The 19,083-nt window shown below is 64.6% G+C and carries 16 protein-coding genes; 13 read left to right on the top strand and 3 right to left on the bottom strand.

The features are described from left to right. Position 1: 1 nt before the first annotated feature. The 9 genes from nuoF to nuoN are packed head-to-tail and all read left to right on the top strand — an operon-like array spanning position 2 to position 11,772. Positions 2-1,303, top strand: coding sequence for an NADH-quinone oxidoreductase subunit NuoF (gene nuoF / locus CH302_RS06175; RefSeq protein ID WP_037189561.1), 1,302 nt, complete (start codon positions 2-4; stop codon positions 1,301-1,303). Beyond that, a complete protein-coding gene (locus CH302_RS06180; RefSeq protein WP_082323589.1) occupies positions 1,300-3,867 on the top strand; it encodes an NADH-quinone oxidoreductase subunit G in 2,568 nt (855 codons plus the stop codon). Before nuoF ends, CH302_RS06180 begins: the two co-directional genes overlap by 4 nt. Next, positions 3,864-5,174, top strand: coding sequence for an NADH-quinone oxidoreductase subunit NuoH (nuoH, locus tag CH302_RS06185; RefSeq protein ID WP_037189560.1), 1,311 nt, complete (start codon positions 3,864-3,866; stop codon positions 5,172-5,174). Before CH302_RS06180 ends, nuoH begins: the two co-directional genes overlap by 4 nt. Then, positions 5,167-5,724 (top strand): NADH-quinone oxidoreductase subunit NuoI, encoded by a 558-nt coding sequence (gene nuoI, locus CH302_RS06190; RefSeq protein WP_037189559.1) that lies wholly within the window; start codon positions 5,167-5,169, stop codon positions 5,722-5,724. Before nuoH ends, nuoI begins: the two co-directional genes overlap by 8 nt. After that, positions 5,721-6,497, top strand: coding sequence for an NADH-quinone oxidoreductase subunit J (locus CH302_RS06195; RefSeq protein WP_037189558.1), 777 nt, complete (start codon positions 5,721-5,723; stop codon positions 6,495-6,497). Before nuoI ends, CH302_RS06195 begins: the two co-directional genes overlap by 4 nt. Then, the gene (gene nuoK / locus CH302_RS06200; RefSeq protein ID WP_008717020.1) at positions 6,494-6,793 is read left to right on the top strand and encodes an NADH-quinone oxidoreductase subunit NuoK; all 300 of its coding nucleotides are present in this window, start codon (positions 6,494-6,496) and stop codon (positions 6,791-6,793) included. The genes CH302_RS06195 and nuoK overlap by 4 nt, the downstream gene beginning before the upstream one ends. A gap of 13 nt (positions 6,794-6,806) precedes the next feature. After that, entirely contained in the window at positions 6,807-8,678 is a 1,872-nt protein-coding gene (nuoL, locus tag CH302_RS06205; protein WP_176460651.1) for an NADH-quinone oxidoreductase subunit L, read from the top strand. A gap of 35 nt (positions 8,679-8,713) precedes the next feature. Beyond that, on the top strand, positions 8,714-10,213 hold the full coding sequence (locus CH302_RS06210) for an NADH-quinone oxidoreductase subunit M (protein ID WP_052047574.1): 1,500 nt from the start codon (positions 8,714-8,716) through the stop codon (positions 10,211-10,213). Further along, a complete protein-coding gene (nuoN, locus tag CH302_RS06215) occupies positions 10,210-11,772 on the top strand; it encodes an NADH-quinone oxidoreductase subunit NuoN (protein WP_037189555.1) in 1,563 nt (520 codons plus the stop codon). The genes CH302_RS06210 and nuoN overlap by 4 nt, the downstream gene beginning before the upstream one ends. Positions 11,773-11,783: 11 nt before the next feature. Here the strand turns inward: nuoN and CH302_RS06220 are convergent, their stop codons facing one another. Further along, positions 11,784-12,263 carry a DUF4188 domain-containing protein gene (locus CH302_RS06220; RefSeq protein ID WP_037189554.1) on the bottom strand — a complete coding sequence of 160 codons (480 nt, stop codon included), beginning with the start codon at positions 12,261-12,263 and terminating at the stop codon, positions 11,784-11,786. Positions 12,264-12,342: 79 nt separating this feature from the next. On the opposite strand from CH302_RS06220, the gene CH302_RS06225 reads away from it, so the two are divergent. Next, positions 12,343-12,936 carry a TetR/AcrR family transcriptional regulator gene (locus tag CH302_RS06225; RefSeq protein ID WP_037189553.1) on the top strand — a complete coding sequence of 198 codons (594 nt, stop codon included), beginning with the start codon at positions 12,343-12,345 and terminating at the stop codon, positions 12,934-12,936. Here the strand turns inward: CH302_RS06225 and CH302_RS06230 are convergent. Together CH302_RS06230 and CH302_RS06235 are read right to left on the bottom strand one after the other, a co-directional pair. Next, positions 12,930-13,808, bottom strand: coding sequence for a YdcF family protein (locus tag CH302_RS06230; RefSeq protein ID WP_141216604.1), 879 nt, complete (start codon positions 13,806-13,808; stop codon positions 12,930-12,932). The genes CH302_RS06225 and CH302_RS06230 overlap by 7 nt on opposite strands. 168 nt (positions 13,809-13,976) lie before the next feature. Continuing rightward, a complete protein-coding gene (locus CH302_RS06235) occupies positions 13,977-14,231 on the bottom strand; it encodes a hypothetical protein (protein WP_032378219.1) in 255 nt (84 codons plus the stop codon). A gap of 266 nt (positions 14,232-14,497) precedes the next feature. Here CH302_RS06235 and CH302_RS06240 point away from each other — a divergent pair, with 266 nt between their 5' ends. The 3 genes from CH302_RS06240 to CH302_RS06250 are packed head-to-tail and all read left to right on the top strand — an operon-like array spanning position 14,498 to position 19,072. After that, positions 14,498-15,976 carry an aldehyde dehydrogenase family protein gene (locus CH302_RS06240; RefSeq protein ID WP_371828437.1) on the top strand — a complete coding sequence of 493 codons (1,479 nt, stop codon included), beginning with the start codon at positions 14,498-14,500 and terminating at the stop codon, positions 15,974-15,976. Positions 15,977-16,000: 24 nt separating this feature from the next. Continuing rightward, a complete protein-coding gene (locus CH302_RS06245) occupies positions 16,001-17,512 on the top strand; it encodes an APC family permease (protein ID WP_037190132.1) in 1,512 nt (503 codons plus the stop codon). A 12-nt stretch (positions 17,513-17,524) separates the two neighbouring features. Continuing rightward, entirely contained in the window at positions 17,525-19,072 is a 1,548-nt protein-coding gene (locus CH302_RS06250; RefSeq protein WP_037189552.1) for a GMC family oxidoreductase, read from the top strand. Positions 19,073-19,083: the final 11 nt, after the last annotated feature.

Consider the following 19,083-nt stretch of genomic DNA (forward strand, 5'->3'; position numbering starts at 1 on the left):
CATGGCCCTGACGCCGGTGCTGAGCGAGTTCTGGGACGAGAAGGACTCGTGGACACTCGACACCTACCGCAGTCACGACGGATACCGGGGGCTCGAGAAGGCCCTTGCCATGGACCCCGACGATCTCATCGCATTCGTCAAGGATTCCGGCCTGCGCGGCCGTGGCGGCGCGGGATTCCCCACCGGAACGAAATGGAGCTTCATTCCTCAGGGTGACGGGAAAGCTCACTATCTGGTGGTCAACGCCGACGAGTCGGAGCCGGGCACCTGCAAGGACATGCCCTTGATGATGGCGAGCCCGCACACGTTGATCGAAGGAATCGTCATCGCGGCCTACGCAATACGTGCATCGCGCGCATTCGTCTACGTTCGCGGCGAAGTGGTACCGGTGCTGCGCAGACTGCAGGCCGCGGTTGCCGAGGCATACTCCGCGGGCTACCTGGGCAAGAACCTGCTCGGATCGGGGTTCGACCTCGAGCTGGTGATCCATGCCGGGGCCGGGGCCTACATCTGCGGCGAGGAGACGGCGCTACTCGATTCGCTGGAAGGGCGACGAGGTCAACCCCGACTGCGTCCACCGTTTCCCGCGGTTGCAGGCCTGTATGCGCGCCCAACGGTGGTCAACAACGTGGAATCGATAGCCAGCGTCCCGGTGATCCTGCGCAAGGGAATCGAATGGTTCCGATCGATGGGAAGCGAGAAGTCACCCGGCTTCACCCTCTACTCGATGTCCGGCCACGTGTGTCGGCCCGGCCAGTACGAGGCCCCGCTTGGCATCACCCTGCGGGAGCTGCTGGGCTACGCGGGTGGCATCCGTCCCGGCCACGAGCTGAAATTCTGGACACCGGGAGGATCGTCGACGCCGATGTTCACCGGCGAGCACCTGGACGTGCCACTCGACTACGAGGGCGTCGGCGCCGCCGGATCGATGTTGGGTACCAAGGCCTTGCAGATCTTCGACGACACGACGTGCGTCGTGCGAGCGGTGCTGCGATGGACGGAGTTCTACGCACACGAATCCTGCGGCAAATGCACGCCGTGCCGCGAAGGAACCTACTGGCTGGTGCAGATACTGCGTCGCCTCGACGGCGGAACCGGCACCGAGGCGGACCTCACCACACTGCTCGACATCGCAGACGGCATCGCTGGAAAGTCGTTCTGCGCGTTGGGAGACGGAGCCGCAAGCCCGATCGTGTCCTCGCTGAAGTACTTCCGCGACGAATACATCCGACATGTCACCGAACAGGGATGCCCATTCGATCCACACCGATCGACCCTGATGGCAAAGGAGCTGACGGCATGACGGCACCAGCAGATGGTCGTTCCGCAGGCTCCACTCCTGCACCCTCTGGTCGTTCCGCAGGCTCCACTCCTGAACCCTCTGGTCGTTCCGCAGGCTCCACTCCTGCCCCTGAACAGTCGGTCACTCCGGTCGACATGGTGACACTGACCATCGACGACCACGAGATCAGTGTTCCGAAGGGCACGTTGGTGATTCGAGCCGCCGAGCTGATGGGCGTGCAAATTCCGCGCTTCTGCGATCACCCGTTGCTCGATCCGGTGGGGGCGTGCCGGCAATGCCTGGTCGATGTCGAGGGTCAACGCAAGCCGTTGGCGTCCTGTACCACGACCGTGGCCGAGGGCATGATCGTGCGCACTCAGGTGACGTCGGAGTCGGCGGAGAAGGCGCAACGCGGCGTCATGGAGTTGCTGCTGATCAATCATCCGCTCGATTGCCCGGTGTGCGACAAGGGCGGTGAGTGTCCGCTGCAGAACCAGGCGATGGCCGCGGGTCGGTCCGAATCCAGATTTGTCGAGACCAAGCGCACGTATCCCAAGCCGATTCCCTTGTCGGCCGAGATTCTGCTCGACCGCGAGCGGTGCGTCCTGTGTGCGCGATGCACTCGTTTCGCCGCCCAAGTGGCCGGCGACCCGTCCATCGATCTCCTCGAACGTGGTGCCGTTCAACAGGTCGGCATCTTCGGTAACGAGCCGTTCGACTCCTACTTCTCGGGCAACACCGTTCAGATCTGTCCGGTCGGTGCGCTGACCAACACCGAGTATCGGTTCCGGGCGCGCCCGTACGACCTCACCTCGTCGCCGAGCGTGTGCGAGCACTGCGCAGGGGGCTGCGCTCAACGCACGGACCATCGACGCGGCAAGGTCCTTCGCCGGCTGGCGGGGGACGACCCCCAGGTCAACGAGGAATGGAACTGCGACAAGGGACGGTGGGCGTTCAAATACGCCACCGAACCCGATCGCATCACCGCGCCGATGATCCGCGACGAATCGGGGGAGTTGATCGAGACGTCGTGGTCGGCTGCGCTGGCTGCCGCGGCGGCCGGACTGGCCGGATCGGTCGGCCACGCCGCGGTACTCGTGGGCGGACGATCGACTCTCGAAGACTCCTACGCGTACGCCAAGTTTGCTCGAACAGTGCTGCACACCAACGATATCGACTTCCGCAATCGCAGCCACAGCGCCGAGGAAGCGGATTTCCTGGCCGGTCGAATCGCGGCGACCGGGTTGGGGGTCACCTACACCGACCTCGAGAACGCCCCGGTGGTGGTGCTCGTCGGGTTCGAGCCCGAGGAAGAGTCACCACTGGTGTTCCTGAGGCTTCGGAAGGCGCACCGCACGCGCGCAGTGGTGGTGGCCTCGATCGCGCCGTTCTCCACCCGGGGCCTACGAAAGCTCGACGGCGTCCTGCTGCAGTCGATTCCCGGTGACGAGCCGGGGTGGCTCGATGCGTTGCACGTCGGCGATCGTGGCACCGAATCGATCGCACACCTCCTCCGAGAGCCCGGTGCGATCGTTCTCGTCGGTGAGCGGCTCGGTTCCGTTCCCGGGGGTCTGGCGGCGGCTTCGAAACTGGCGGACGACACCGGGGCGAGCCTGGCCTGGATTCCGCGACGTGCCGGCGAACGCGGTGCGCTCGACGCAGGGGCGCTGCCGAACGTTCTGCCCGGCGGGCGTCCGGTGGCCGATGCGGCTGCGCGCGCCGAGGTGGCCGCGGTATGGGGAGTGCCCGAGCTACCGGAGGAGGTGGGCCGCGACACCGCTACGATCCTCGCCGACGCAGGACCGAATCGCGCCCTGGTCACTGCCGGAATCGATCTCGACGATCTTCCGGACCCCCAGGAGGCGCTCGACGCCGTGGACAGATCGGCGTTCGTGGTGAGCCTCGAGCTGCGCCACAGCGCGGTCACCGAGCGGGCCGACGTGGTGTTCCCGGTGGCACCGGTGGTCGACAAATCGGGAACTTTCGTCGACTGGGAAGGACGACCTCGCGCGTTCGACACTGCACTCGGTGCCGGCGCGGTGATGCCGGATCAACGCATCCTCGACGCCATCGCCGCGCAGATGGGAGTCGAACTGGCCGTCCCCGACGCGGCGGCGGCACGCGCCGAGTTGGCTCGCCTCGGTGTGTGGAACGGCCCGCGCACCGCGGTGGCCCGGGTCGCTCCCCGCGCGGATGTTCCGACCCTCGGGCCGGGGGAATCGATTCTGGCCACGTGGCGGATGCTCATCGATGCGGGACGGATGCAGGACGGTGAGGACAACCTCGCGGCGACCGGTCGCACACCCACGGTTCGGTTGTCGGCGACGACGGCCTCGGCCATCGGTGCGGAGACCGGTGACCTGGTGAGCGTCGTGACGGACCGCGGCTCGATCACGTTGCCGCTGACGATCACCGACCTGCCCGACACCGTGGTCTGGGTACCGATGAACTCGCCCGGTTCGGCGGTGTACCGCTCGCTGGGGGTGCAGTCGGGCGAGGTTGTGCGACTTCGGCGTGGGTCTGCGGAACGACCCGAAAATTCAGGAGTGGAGCCTGCGGAGCGACCCGAAAGTGGGCAGTCATGATCGTGGCCGCGCCGACCGATCTGTCGATGTTCGGCAACGACCCGTGGTGGTTGGTCGTCGGGAAGGCTTTGGCGGTCTTCGTCTTCCTGGTATTGACGCCGCTGGTCGCGATCTACGCCGAACGCAAGATCATGGCGTGGATGCAGATGAGGGTGGGGCCCAACCGGGTGGGCCCGTGGGGTCTGCTGCAGTCGCTCATGGACGGGATCAAGCTGGCACTGAAGGAGGGGATCACTCCGACCGGCGTCGACAAGCCTATTTACGTTTTGGCTCCGATCATTTCGGTGGTTCCTGCGTTCATGGCCTTCGCCGTGATTCCCTTCGGTCCCGAGGTGTCGGTGTTCGGTACGACGACACCGCTGCAGATGACCGACCTGCCGGTGGGGGTTCTGTACATTCTCGCGGTCACGTCGGTGGGTGTGTACGGGATCGTGTTGGCGGGGTGGGCGTCGGGCTCGACGTACCCGCTGCTCGGGGCGCTGCGTTCGACGGCGCAGGTGATTTCCTACGAGGTCGCGATGGGCCTGTCGTTCGCGGCTGTCTTCGTGTACGCGGGGACCATGTCGACGTCCGGAATCGTTGCTGCGCAACAGAACACCTGGTACGTGTTTCTGCTGCTGCCCTCGTTCCTGGTGTACGTGACGGCGATGGTCGGCGAAACCAACCGCGCTCCGTTCGATCTGCCCGAGGCGGAGGGTGAGCTGGTGGGCGGATTCCACACGGAGTATTCGTCTCTTCGTTTCGCCATGTTCATGCTCGCCGAGTACATCAACATGGTCACCGTGTCGGCACTCGCGACCACGCTGTTCCTCGGCGGCTGGCAGGCTCCGATTCCATTGAGTCTGTGGAGCGGTGCCAATTCGGGGTGGTGGCCGGTGCTGTGGTTCACCCTCAAGGTCTGGGTGTTCCTGTTCGTGTTCATCTGGCTGCGTTCGACGCTGCCGAGGCTGCGCTACGACCAGTTCATGAACTTCGGCTGGAAGATTCTCATTCCGGTTGCCCTGATCTGGGTGATGGTGATCGCGACGGTGCGGGTACTCGGGGCCGATCGGTACGACGTACCGCTGGTCACGTTCGGCGTGTCGATGATCTTCGCGGTGGCCGTGCTGGGTGCACTGCTGCTGATGGTGCGCAGGCGTGCACGGGAACGGAACGTGCCGCCTCCTTCGCCCGTCGCCGAGTTCGATGCTGTGGCAGGCGGATTCCCGATACCTCCAATCCCTAAGCAGGGCTCGACTTTCCCGAGCCGGCACGCCGGTGTGCGCTCACCCGCCGCCAGGTCACCGAAGGAGAACGCCGATGCCTGAATTTCTCGGTCCCATAGCCGGTTTCGGGGTCACCTTCGCGACGATGTTCAAGAAGGCCGAGACGGAGCTGTACCCGGAGGAGAAGAAGCCGACCGAGGTTCGCTACCACGGTCGTCATCAGCTCAATCGGTACGCCGACGGTCTCGAGAAGTGCATCGGCTGCGAGCTCTGCGCGTGGGCCTGCCCGGCCGACGCCATCTACGTCGAAGGAGCCGACAACACCGAGACCGAGAGGTTCTCTCCGGGCGAGCGCTACGGCGGGGTCTATCAGATCAACTACCTCCGGTGCATCGGGTGCGGCCTGTGTGTGGAGGCCTGTCCGACACGCGCTCTGACGATGACCAACGAGTACGAGCTGGCCGGTGACAACCGAGCCGATCTGATCTACGAGAAGGACTCGCTGCTGGCACCGCTGGAGCCGGATATGACGGCACCGCCGCACGCGATGGCACCGGGCCTGTCGGCCGAGGACTACTACCGCGGAACCGTCACCGGCCACGAGTCACCGGCCGAGTCCCCAGCCGAACCCGAGGGCGGTTCGGTGCGATGAGTGCACAGGATGCTGCTGTGCAGCTCGCCCTCGATGTCACGTCCACCGGTGAGGCCGTGCAGTTCTGGACCCTGGGTGTCGTTGCCGTCATCGGTGCGCTCGGCGTGGTGATGAGCACCAAAGCCGTCTACTCGGCGTTGTTCCTCGCCGCCACGATGGTGGTACTGGCGACCTTCTACATGGCGCAGGGTGCGTTGTTCCTCGGTGTCGTGCAGATCGTCGTCTACACCGGCGCGGTCATGATGCTGTTCCTGTTCGTTCTGATGCTCGTCGGAGTCGACACCTCGGAGTCGCTGACCGAAACCTTGCGTGGGCACCGCATCGCGGCCGTCGTGATCGGAATCGGCTTCGGACTGTTGATCATCGGGGTACTGCTGCGCGATGCAGCCCAGGGCGGTCGGCTCGACTTCGCCGGTCTCGACGCCGTCAACTCCGCCGGAAACGTCGAGGGCCTGGCAGAGCTGATCTTCGTCGAGTACGTGTGGGCGTTCGAGTTGACCGGGGCACTGTTGATCACTGCCACCATCGGGGCGATGATCCTGGCGCACCGGGAAGCTCTGGGGCCGGTCAAGGGTCAGCGAGAGATGGCGCAGGATCGATTCCGCGACGGTTCGAGGGTGACGCCGCTGCCGAGCCCAGGGGTGTACGCCAGACACAACGGGGTCGATCGCCGCGCTCTGTTGCCCGACGGAACCGAATCCGAGTCGTCCGTCAACGCCATGTTCGCCGATCAACGGAGCCAGTACAGGGTGGACGGGGGTGACGAGCGATGAATCCGGAGAACTATCTCTACCTGTCCGTTCTGCTGTTCACGATAGGCGCGGCAGGCGTCATCGTCAGGCGCAACGCCATCATCGTGTTCATGTGCATCGAATTGATGCTCAACGCAGTCAATCTCGCGTTCGTCACCTTCTCCCGCATGCACGGCAATCTCGACGGGCAGTTGTTCGCGTTCTTCACCATGGTGGTCGCCGCCGCCGAGGTGGTGGTGGGCCTGGCCATCATCATGGCCATATTCCGTTCTCGTCGGTCGATTTCGATGGACGAGAACTCCCTGATGAAGAATTGACGGGGGCGCAGAAATGATGTCGATACTGTGGCTTCTTCCGGCTCTGCCGGCGTTCGGTGCGGCGTTCCTGCTGCTCGCCGGCAGGCGCACCGACGGGTGGGGGCATCTCGTCGCGACGGCAGCGGCAGTGTCCTCGTTCGTGGTGGCCGCGGTGGTGTTCGCATCGATGCTGGGCCGTGCAGAATCGGGCCGGGCCCTCACCCAAACCCTGTTCCGATGGGTTCCGGTCGACGAATTGCAGGTCGAGTTCGGCTTGCGCGCAGATCAATTGTCGATCTGCTTCGTCCTGCTGATCACCGGGGTCGGGTCGCTCATTCACGTGTACTCCATCGGCTACATGAGCCACGACGCCGAGCGGCGACGCTTCTTCGCGTACCTCAACCTGTTTCTGGCAGCCATGCTGTTACTGGTCCTGGCCGACAACTTCCTGGGCTTGTATCTGGGGTGGGAGGGTGTCGGACTGGCGTCGTATCTGCTCATCGGCTTCTGGCAGCACAAGCCGTCGGCTGCGTCGGCTGCCCGAAAAGCGTTCGTGGTCAACCGAGTCGGCGACATCGGCCTGGCCGTTGCGCTGATGATCATGTTCGTGAACTTCGGCTCCGTGCAGTACGACGACGTGTTCGCCGGAATCGGCGAGGCGAGCGAATCGGTGGCCACCGCCATGGCGCTGATGCTGCTGTTGGCGGCGTGTGGAAAGTCGGCGCAGGTGCCGCTGCAGTCCTGGCTCGGTGACGCCATGGAGGGCCCGACACCGGTGTCGGCATTGATTCACGCGGCCACGATGGTCACGGCAGGGGTGTACCTCATCGTGCGCTCCGGACCGGTGTTCGAGGCGTCGCCCACCGCTCGCGCGGCCACCGTCACCGTCGGGGCGGTCACCTTGCTGTTCGGTGCCGTCATCGGTTGTGCGAAAGACGACATCAAGAAGGCGCTCGCGGCGTCGACGATGAGTCAGATCGGGTACATGGTGCTCGCGGCCGGGCTCGGCCCCTCCGGGTACGCCTACGCCATCGTGCTGTTGATCTCGCACGGCTTCTTCAAAGCGGGCTTGTTCCTGGGCGCGGGCTCGGTGATGCACGCGATGAACGACGAGACCGACATGCGACGGTTCGGTGGACTCCGCGCCGCGATGCCGATCACGTTCGTCACGTTCGGCCTCGGCTATCTCGCCATCATCGGACTGCCGCCGTTCTCCGGCTTCTTCGCCAAGGATCCGATCATCGAGGTCGCATTCGCCGCCGATGGAGTGTCAGGTCCGATTCTCGGCTGCGTGACATTGCTCGGTGCCGGCCTGACGGCCTTCTACATGACTCGCGTAATGCTGTTGACCTTCTTCGGTCCGAAACGCTGGTCCGCGCAAGCACATCCGCACGAGGCATCGGCGACGATGACTGCCCCGATGATCGTGTTGGCCGTCGGCTCGGTGGCGTCGGGAGCCTTCCTTGCGGTGGGCGGACGCCTCGAGACGTGGCTGGAACCCGTCGTGGGTTCGGCACCCGAGGAGCACGCGATTCCGGCCTGGGTGGTCACCGTCGCCGTCCTGGTGGTCGTGCTGGTCGGCGCGAGCGTCGCCTACCGTAAGTACATCGCGAACGAGGTTCCGCCGACACCACCCGAGGATGTGTCGCCCCTGACCCGAGCTGCACGTGCCGATCTCTACGGAGATGCCGTCAACGAGGCCGCATTCATGCGGCCGGGACAGACACTCACGCGCGCATTGGTGCACGCCGACAACGGGATCGACGCCGTCGTGGACGGGGTGGGGAGCTCGATCGGAGGCGCATCGACGCGGTCTCGGCGACTGCAGACGGGCTATGTACGGTCCTACGCGTTGGCGATGTTCGCGGGAGCCGTTCTCGTCGTACTGATGGTGGTGGCTCTGTGACGACTCCCTGGTTGACCGTCCTGTGGGTACTCCCGATGCTCGGTGCGATCGTGGTCGCCCTGGTGCCCGCCGCTCGCCCGACCTCCGCACGCAGTGTCGCAGTGGGCTTCGCTGCCGGGACCTTGGCCGTGTCGGTCGCACTGGCGGTGTCGTTCGACTCCGGTGGTGATCGGTACCAGTTCGTCGAAGACCATTCGTGGATAGCGGCTTTCGGTGCGCGGTACACCCTCGGTCTGGACGGAATCGGCCTCGTCCTGGTGTTGCTCACCACCGTTCTCACACCCTTGCTGCTCGTCGCGGGCTGGTACGACGGCAGTCGCGTCGCGAACTACGGCTCCCGTCGGGTGTCGCACACGTACATGGCGTTGATTCTGGTGGTCGAGTCGATGGTGCTCGTGTCGTTCCTCGCGTTGGACGTGTTGTTGTTCTACATCTTCTTCGAGGCGATGCTGATTCCGATGTACTTCCTGATCGGTGGCTTCGGGGGAGTACATCGCACGCGCGCCGCGGTGAAGTTCCTGTTGTACAACCTGTTCGGCGGTCTGATCATGTTGGCTGCCGTCATCGGCCTCTACGTGGTGACCGCGCGACCCGACGGGCCGTTCGACGGCGGGACGTTCGATCTGCGCGCGATCGCCGACGCGGCGTCGTCGGGCGGACTCGGTGTGGATCCGATGGTTCTGAACGCACTGTTCCTCGGCTTCATGTTCGCGTTCGCGATCAAGGCACCGTTGTGGCCGTTCCACTCGTGGCTACCCGACGCCGCAGTGCAGTCCACACCCGCGACTGCGGTGCTGATGATGTCGGTGGTGGACAAGGTCGGCACGTTCGCGATGCTGCGGTTCTGTCTCGAACTTTTTCCCGGCTCGTCGCAGACGTTCGCGCCGTCGATCATCGCTCTCGCGGTCATCGGCATCGTCTACGGCGCGATACTGGCGATCGGCCAGACCGACATGATGAGACTGATTGCCTACACGTCGATTTCGCACTTCGGATTCATCATCCTCGGCATCTTCGCCATGACCGGTCAGAGTCAGGCCGGTGCCACGCTGTACATGGTCAATCACGGAATCTCCACGGCCGCACTGTTCTTGATCGCGGGCTTCCTCGTGTCGCGTCGAGGGTCACGAGCGATCGCCGACTACGGCGGTGTGCAGAAGGTGGCACCGGCACTTGCCGGAACGTTCTTGATCTCGGGGCTTGCCACGCTCTCGCTACCCGGCCTCGCCCCGTTCGTGAGCGAATTCCTTGTGCTGATCGGCACGTTCGGTCGATACGGAGTCGCCGCGATCGTGGCCGCTGGAGCCCTCGTGCTGTCGGCGATCTACATACTGTGGCTCTACCAGCGCGTCATGACCGGGCCGGTCCGGGAGGGCAACGAGACGGTGCCCGATCTCGTTCGCCGCGAGCTGGCCGTTGTGGTGCCGTTGATCGCGTTGCTGATCGTGCTCGGGGTGTATCCGAAACCCGCGCTCGATGTCATCACTCCGGCAGTGCAATCCACGATCGTCGACAGTTCAGGAGGTCAGCGATGACCACACCCGAGGTGCAGTACGGTCTGCTGGCACCGATGCTGATCGTGTTCTCGGTCGCAGTTCTCGGTGTTCTCGTCGAGGCGTTCGTGCCGCTGCGGGCCCGCCGGATCACGCATCTGGGCCTGGCTCTCGCGGGACTGGTGGCGGCACTGGCGGCAATTCTCGGTCTGGCCGGCACCGAGGCGTCGGCGATGTCCGGCGCGGTCGCGATCGACGGGCCCACCCTGTTTCTACAGGGAACCATTGTGCTGGTGTCGATTCCGGCCATCGCGTTGATGGCCGAGCGCACCGTTGCAGTCACCTCGGCCGGTGCCGAGCGTCGCATCGATTCGTTCACCCCGCAGGCATCGACCACTCCGGGCAGCGTGGCGGAGAAGGAGGCCATCGACGCGGGCGTCGCCCAGACCGAGGTGTTTCCTCTCGCGATGTTCGCGATCGGTGGCATGTTGCTTTTTCCGGCGGCCACGGATCTGCTGACGATGTTCGTGGCGCTGGAAGTGCTGTCCTTGCCGCTGTATCTGCTCTGCGGACTGGCCCGTCGACGGCGCTTGCTCTCGCAGGAAGCAGCTCTCAAATACTTTCTGCTGGGCGCGTTCTCGTCCGCATTCTTCCTGTTCGGGGTCGCCTTCCTGTACGGATACGCCGGAACCGTTCGGTTGGACGGCATCGCCGACGCCATCGCGGCTGACGGTCAGGGCAGATCGCTCGCGCTGATCGGAACCGCCCTGCTCGCGGTGGGTCTGCTGTTCAAGGTCGGTGCCGTGCCGTTCCATTCGTGGATTCCCGACGTCTACCAGGGCGCCCCCACGCCGGTGACGGCACTGATGGCCACAGTGACCAAGGTTGCGGCGTTCGGAGCGATTCTGCGCATCTTCGGGATGGCGCTGCCCGGTCTCGAATCGAGTTGGCGACCGATGCTGTGGGTCGTCGCCATCGCGACGATGGTGGTGGGATCGGTTGTCGCGGTGACGCAGACCGATATCAAACGGATGCTGGCGTACTCGTCCGTCGCGCACACCGGATTCATCCTCACCGGAGTGACGGCACTGGGTAGTTCGGGTGCCGTGGGTGATTCGGGTGTGTCGGCCACGATATTCTATCTGTTGGCGTATGCCTTCAGCACTCTCGGGGGGTTCGCGATCATCGGGTTGGCGAGAGACGAACGCGGCGAGGTGAGCGATCTGGAACGGTGGGCCGGAATCGGTCGTCGGTCACCGCTGGTGGCGGCGGTGTTCGGGTTGTTCCTGCTCTCGTTCGCCGGCATTCCGCTCACCAGTGGGTTCATCGGCAAGTTCGCGGTGTTCAGCGCTGCCTCGGGTGCCGGGGGAGCGGCGCTGGTCGTGGTCGGGGTGGTGTGCAGCGCGATCGCAGCGTTCTTCTACGTACGGGTGATCGTGCTGATGTTCTTCACCGATCCGGGAGAGCGGACCGCCACGATCGTGCGCCCGACGGCGTCGGTGTCGTGCGCGATCGGGGTCTCGGTGGTGGTCACCGTGGCTCTCGGAGTCTTCCCGCAGCCCGTTCTCGACCTTGCTGCGCGTGCCGGAGCTTTCCTGTAGCCGTCGAGCCGTTACTGCGCGGACTTCATTCGCTGCTTCCACGTGTGCGAGCCGGTCCCGACAGGGAGTCCACCGATGGCACCCGCGAGTCCGAACGCAGGCATGTTGACGTAGATCGCCTCACTGTTTCGCGCTGTCGCGGTGTAGGTCTCGTGCCACACGCCGACATGGCGGGTTGCAGCCACCGATCGGTTGAAGGCGCGCCAGGCCGGTGCGTGTGGTGCATCGGGATCGGAGGCGAATCGTGTCAGGTCCTCGGCATTGCGCCAATAGCTGACCAGCATGGTGGTTCGTCCCAGCCACGAGTGGTAGCCGAGCAGTCCGGAGGCGGGATCCCTCTCGAGATGGCCGAGCATTCGCGGCATCGCGCGCACCGCGGGTAGCCAGGAGCGAACGGCCACCGGATTGTTGATGCGCATCCCGATGAGGAAAACCGTCACGGTGTCGCGGTCGGCCTCGACCGTGGTGCGGCCGTCGATGATGGGTGGCATGGGAGGTCCTTACTGGTTCGAGGGCTGGAACAGACTTACATGACACTGTTATAAAACACCGTTGTGGTAGGTTCCGCAAGTGGCGAGACCAAGAATTCACGATGCGGAGTTGCGCACCCGGCTCCTCGAGGCCGCGGCGGAAACCGTTGCGCACCAGGGTGTCGACTCGTTGTCACTGCGCAAACTCGCGGCCGCGCAGGGCACCTCGACGACAGCGATCTACTCGCTGTTCGGCGGACGTGCCGAGTTGCTCGTAGCTCTGTTCTCCACGTCGTTCGCGAGTTTCGGGGACGCGCAGCGCCGGGTTCCGGTCAGCGGCGATCCGGAGGTCGATCTGCGGGAACTCGCCGCCTCGTACCGAGACTGGGCACTACGTAATCCGCATCTGTACGCGGTGATGTTCGGCGGTGTGCTCGGTTCGGTCGATGTATCCGAAGAGGCGCAACGTGCTTCCGCAGCGATGGACCCGCTGCGGTCAGCGGTGGCGAGCGCAGTCGCGGCGGGAACCATGGCCGGGGCGTCGGTCGAGTTGATCAGCCACTCGTTCTGGGCGATCGTGCACGGGTTGGTGTCGCTGGAGTTGGCGATGCCCACCGCCAACGACGACGAGATTCGTCGGGCGATGTTCGATGCCGGGACGGAGTCGGTGCTACGCGGGTGGATGCGTCAGTAGGTGCGCGGTATCCCGAGGATCTTGGTGGCGTCGACGGTCATACCCAGCCGCGCTGTCGGAGCGAGCGCAGGTAGGTCCGGGAGATCGTCGGGGGTGGATGTGGCAGCACCGATCACGTCGGCACCGGCGATCTCGAAGTCGGAGATCGCTCGCCGCAGGTGACTGGAAGTCGTGGCCAGGACCAAATTCTCGACGTCGATCTCCGCTGCCAGGGCGGTGGTGCGCTGTGCGTTCTGCACCGTCGAATTCGCGGTCGTTTCGGTGTGAATGCGGTCGGCCGCGATGCCGTCGTCGACGAGCCACTGCTGCATCGCGTCGGCCTCGGTGATGCCGCTCTGCGGGTTCCCACCGGTGACGATGATGGGGGACTCGGGGGAGCGCTCCGCCGCGGCGACGGCCGAGCGGAGACGTGCCACCAACTCCGGGGCCATACTGCCGTCGCCGTTCAGGCCCAGACCGAGTACCACGATCGCAGTGCGGGGTCCGTCGGTGGTCGGTGCAAAATCGATTGTCTCCGTTGCGGCGTCGTCGATGACTGCGATCGCTCGATCGACTGCGTCGGCGAGGGTGGGAGACAGGGTGCGTAGACGAGCCGAGTGTTGCGCACGGGCATCGGTGTCAACGGTCGCGTTGGCATAGAACGTCTGCAGCGCTGCCACATTGGCGTCGTCCGGGGCGGCAGTAGCGAGCGCGTCGAGGGCGGCGAAACCGTCGTCGTAGCGACCCTTCACCAACGCATCCTGCGCGTCGTTGTACTGCTCTGCGTCGGCCGACCGGACCGTCTCGGCGACGGTTACCGGGGCCGACGCCGCGGGCTCGGCCGTCGCCGTGATCGAGCCGAAACCGACAGCGAGCACAGCGGCACAGGTCACGACAGCACCGCGAACGGTCGGGTGTACTCGGCCTTGTCGCACTACTGACGTCCTTCCGAGCGGTGACGGGTTTCCGCCACCCTAGCTCAGTTCGGTGCCAGTGTGACTGGTGTGAGCAGAGTTGTTCGAGTTACATGAATGTACTTCTGAGCAGGGACTCTCCTGTCGTCACAGAGTGACGGGGGCACGTCCGCGATCGGCGGGTTCGATGGTCACCTCGGCATCGGGAAGGAAAACCCGCTCGGTCGTCGTGGTTCCGTCGACGCCATCGGTCACCGTCACCGCTACGCTCTCGGCAACTTGGCCTGCGCTTTCGATGAACCCGGTCGCGACGCCCTCTTCGATGAGCAGGTGATCGCCCACCAGGAGAAGAAGCTCGTCCGCCGTCACCGTTCGTCTGCCGCCCACATCTTCGATAGTCATGTTTCCCACCGTAATGCGCTGCGCTGCACAGTGCCGTCGCATGTTCGACAATCGCAGCACGAAATGTGCGGGGCCGATACCGCACGTCGGCGAGGACGATAGTTCTGTGTGATGTCCCGCAGCAACACGCGGTTCGCGAACGGATCGATGGAGTCATCGGCCGCTGAGGGCATAGCGTAGACACACGACCCGACCCCCAGACGGAAGAAGGAGTTTCAGTGACCGACTCCGATGCAGTATTCGACCCGACCTCGCTACGGCCGTCGTTGTTCGTCGACGGGCAGTGGCAGGGATCCGGTGACGGCGGAACCCGAGACATCGTGAACCCCGCGGACGGCAGCACGGTTGCCGTCGTGGACGAGGCCACGCCGGACGACGCTCTGCGCGCGGTGGCCTCGGCGCGGGCGGCGTTCGACGACGGGCCGTGGCGCTCGGTGACGGTGACCGAGCGCAGCGATCTGCTGAACCGCATCGCAGATCTGCTCCAGAGGGACAAGGCCGAGCTCGCGCGTATCGAGACTCTCGATACCGGTAAGACGTTCGGCGAGAGCGAAATCGACATCGACGATGTCACGTCGGTCTTCCGCTTCTACGCCGATCTCGCAGTGGTGCAGGCAGATCGCCTGATCGACGTCGATCGACCCGAAATCCTCAGCCGCGTGGTCCACGAGCCGATCGGCGTCTGCGTGATGATCGCACCGTGGAACTATCCGCTGCTGCAGATCTCGTGGAAGATCGCCCCCGCTCTGGCGGCCGGCTGCACGATGGTGCTCAAGCCGAGCGAGGTGACTCCGCTGAGCACCATCGCGTTCACCAAGCTGGTGGAAGAAGCCGGAGTGCCGGCCGGTGTGGTCAACTTGCTGCAGGGCAGCGGGGCGGTTCTCGGAGACGCGCTCACCAGGAACCGTGACGTCGACTTCATCTCGTTCACCGGCGGACTGGCGACGGGCCGGCACATCTTGGCCGCTGCGGCCGAGAATGTCACCAAGGTGGCCGTCGAACTCGGTGGCAAGAATCCACACATCGTGTTCGCCGACGCGGTGGCCGACGATCAGGCATTCGCAGACTCCGTCGACAACGTCCTGACCGGAGTCTTTCTGCATTCGGGTCAGGTGTGTTCGGCCGGCACTCGACTCATCATCGAAGAATCGGTCGCCGACCGCTTCGTCGCAGCCGTGGCCGAACGCGCGAAGACCATCGTGATCGGTCCTGGGATGGACCCGGCGAGCGAGACCGGTCCACTGGTGTCGCAGGCGCAGCGCGAGAAGATCGAAGCTTTCGTCGCGGGCGGCATCGAGGAGGGCGCAACATTGGTCATCGGCGGAACGAAACCGGACAATTCGGCTCTGGACGAGGGTAGCTATTTCCTACCGACGATTTTCGACCACTGCAATCGGTCCATGAATATCGTGCAGGAGGAGACATTCGGGCCCATACTCACTGTGGAGCGCTTCGACACGGAGGCCGAAGCACTGCTGTTGGGCAACGATACGAATTACGGTCTCGCCGCGGGAGTTCGGACATCCGACGCCGCACGAGGCGAAAGAATGGTACGTGGGCTGCGCCATGGCACGGTGTGGCTCAACGACTTCGGTGTTTACACGGCGGCCGCGGAATGGGGCGGCTTCAAACAGTCCGGGAACGGACGCGAGCTCGGCCCGTCCGGAATGTCCGAATATCAAGAAGCGAAGCATATTTGGCACAACACCTCACCCACGGCGGCGGGGTGGTTCGGTACCCGATAGAGCACGATGGGAAAGGCCACAGGCATGGCAATACTGAACGACAACTCGAGCGGGATGGACGATTTCGGCTACAAGGAGTCTCTCGATCGAAGTCTCGGCAAATTCGCCAGCTTCGCCGCGGGCGTCAGCTACATCTCCATTCTCACCGGCACGTTCCAGCTGTTCTACTTCGGTTTCGGGACCGCCGGGCCGGCGTACCTGTGGTCGTGGCCTGCGGTCTTCGTCGGTCAGCTCTGCGTGGCACTGTGCTTCATGGAGCTGGCCGCGAAATACCCGGTGGCGGGATCGGTGTACAACTGGGCGAAGCTGTTGGGCCGCAGGATCGTCGGTTGGTCGGCGGGCTGGTTGATGCTCACGGCATCGATCGTGACACTGGCCGCCGTTGCCCTCGCTCTACAGCTGAATCTGCCACGCATCTGGAGCGGATTCCAGATCATCGGTGACGGCTCGGGTGCCACCGACTTCGCGGCCAACGCAGTGCTGCTCGGTGCGATCCTGATCGCCATCACCACCACGATCAACGCGCTCGGCGTTCGACTGATGGCGATGATCAACAGTGCGGGTGTGTTCATCGAACTCATTGCGGCCGTCCTCATCGCGATCCTGCTCGCCGCCAACATCACTCGCGGGCCCGAGGTGTTCTTCTCCTCCAACGGCTACGGTGCCGGTGAGAGCGGCGGTTACCTGGGTGCCTTCCTGGTCGCGTCGCTGGCGTCGGGCTACGTCATGTACGGATTCGACACCGCGAGCTCGCTCGGGGAAGAAACCGTCGAACCTCGCCGCACCGCCCCCAAAGCGATCTTTCGCGCCATCCTCGCGTCGTTCGTCATCGGCGGAGCCATCCTGGTGTTCGCCGTCATGGCCGCGCCGGACCTGAACGATCCTTCGCTCGGCAGCCCCGACGGCAGCCTGCAGTCGATTGTCGAATCGGTGATGTGGGGCCCGCTGGGCACCGTCTTCCTCATCTGCATCGTCATCGCGGTCTTCGTCTGCTCACTGGCAGTGCACACCGCGGCGATCCGGCTCACGTTCGCCATGGCGCGAGACAACGCGCTGCCCTTCGGTGAGAGTCTGGCCAAGGTGAACCCGAAGACCCAGACCCCGGTGGTGCCCGCAGTGACCATCGGCGTGCTGGCCATCGTCATTCTCGTCGTCAACATCGGTCAGCCGCAGATCTTCACGGTCCTCACCTCGATCGCGATCATCATGATCTACCTCGCGTATTTGATGGTCACCGGGCCGCTGTTGGTCAAACGAGTCAAGGGTGAGTGGCCGCCGGCAGATCTGAAGCCCGGCGGGTACTTCACGATGGGCAGGTGGGGCCTGCCGGTCAACATCGCGGCAGTGGTGTGGGGCGCAGGGATGGCGATCAACCTCGCATGGCCACGCGAGGCCGTGTACGGAACCCCCTGGTACAACACGTTCGGTGCGTTCGTCTACATCGGCGGCATCCTGGGCGTAGGCCTGCTGTGGTACGCAGTCAAGGGACGCAAGCACATCGGCACTCTGAAATCACATGCCTCCACGGGCGACTAGAAGGAGCGTGCAGTGACAGACACCCAGTTCGATTACGTCGTCGCAGGTGGCGGGACGGCGGGGTGTGTCCTCGCTGCGCGGCTGAGCGAGGACCCCTCCGTCAGTGTCTGCCTCGTCGAAGCAGGTCCGACCGACGTCGGCGACAAGGCAATTCTCGAACTGGTGGAGTGGATGCATCTGCTCGACTCCGGCTACGACTGGGACTATCCCGTCGAACCGCAGGAGCGCGGCAACAGCTTCATGCGGCACGCGCGGGCGAAAGTGCTCGGTGGCTGCTCCTCGCACAACTCCTGCATCGCCTTTCACCCGCCTGCGGAAACCCTCGACGACTGGGCCGCTGCGGGCGCGACGGGGTGGGGCGCGTCGGACATCCTGCCGTTCGTGGCGCGAGTGGAGAACAACGACACCGGCCGTGGCCACGACGGCCCCGTGCGAATCCGCGACGTGCCACCGAACGATCCGTGCGGTGCGGCAGTGCTCGAATCGGCCGCCGGGATAGGTCTTCCCACGGTCGCATTCAACCGCGGAACGCCCGTACTCAACGGTGCCGGTTGGTTCCAGATCAATGCGGGTGAGGACGGCTCGCGGATGTCGACCTCGCATGCGTACCTGCACCCGATCATCGGCTCGCGCCCGAACCTGGAGGTGCGTACCGACTGCTGGATCAGCGAGATTCTGATCGACGAATCGCGCACTGCGACCGGAGTTCGGTACCAACGTCCCGATCTCACCGGCTACGACACGGTGTCCGCGCGCCGCGAGGTGATCGTGACCGCCGGAGCCATCGACACGCCGAAGCTGTTGATGCTCTCCGGAATCGGACCGGCAGACCAGCTCCGCGAGATGGGCATCACGGTGCGAGTCGACTCGCCCGGAGTGGGTGAGAACCTCGACGACCACGTCGAAGGGCTGGTGTTCTGGGAGGCGAGCAAGCCCATGGTCACCACGTCCTCGCAATGGTGGGAAATCGGTGTGTTCGCGCAGACCGACTCCTCACTGAACTATCCCGACGTCATGATGCATTACGGCAGTGTGCCGTTCGACATGAACACCCTCCGATGGGGCTACCCGACCACCGACAACGGATTCTGCCTGACGCCCAACGTGACCCAGGGGCGCTCGCGTGGCACTGTTCGCCTGCGCAGCAGAGACTTTCGTGATCGGGCGAAGGTGGACCCGCGCTACTTCACCGACCCCGACGGCCACGACGACGCGGTGATGCTTGCCGGTCTGAAGCTGGCTCGTCGAATAGCAGCCGACGGACCGATGGCCGAGTGGATCGAACGCGAACTCGCCCCCGGACCCGAGGCCGTCACCGACGACGATCTGCTCGACTACGTGCACAAGACGCACAACACGGTCTATCACCCGGCAGGCACTGCCCGGATGGGCTCGGTGGACGACACCATGGCCGTGCTGGATCCCGAGTTGCGCGTCAAGGGCATCTCGAACCTACGAGTGGTCGACGCGTCGGCGATGCCGAAGCTGCCGTACGTCAATCCCAACATCACGGTGATGACCATGGCGGAGAAATGCGCCGACCTGATCCGTGGCGGATAGACAGGAGACGG

Origin of the sequence: Rhodococcus sp. 15-2388-1-1a (assembly GCF_002259145.1) — a bacterium.
Taxonomy (GTDB): domain Bacteria; phylum Actinomycetota; class Actinomycetes; order Mycobacteriales; family Mycobacteriaceae; genus Rhodococcoides.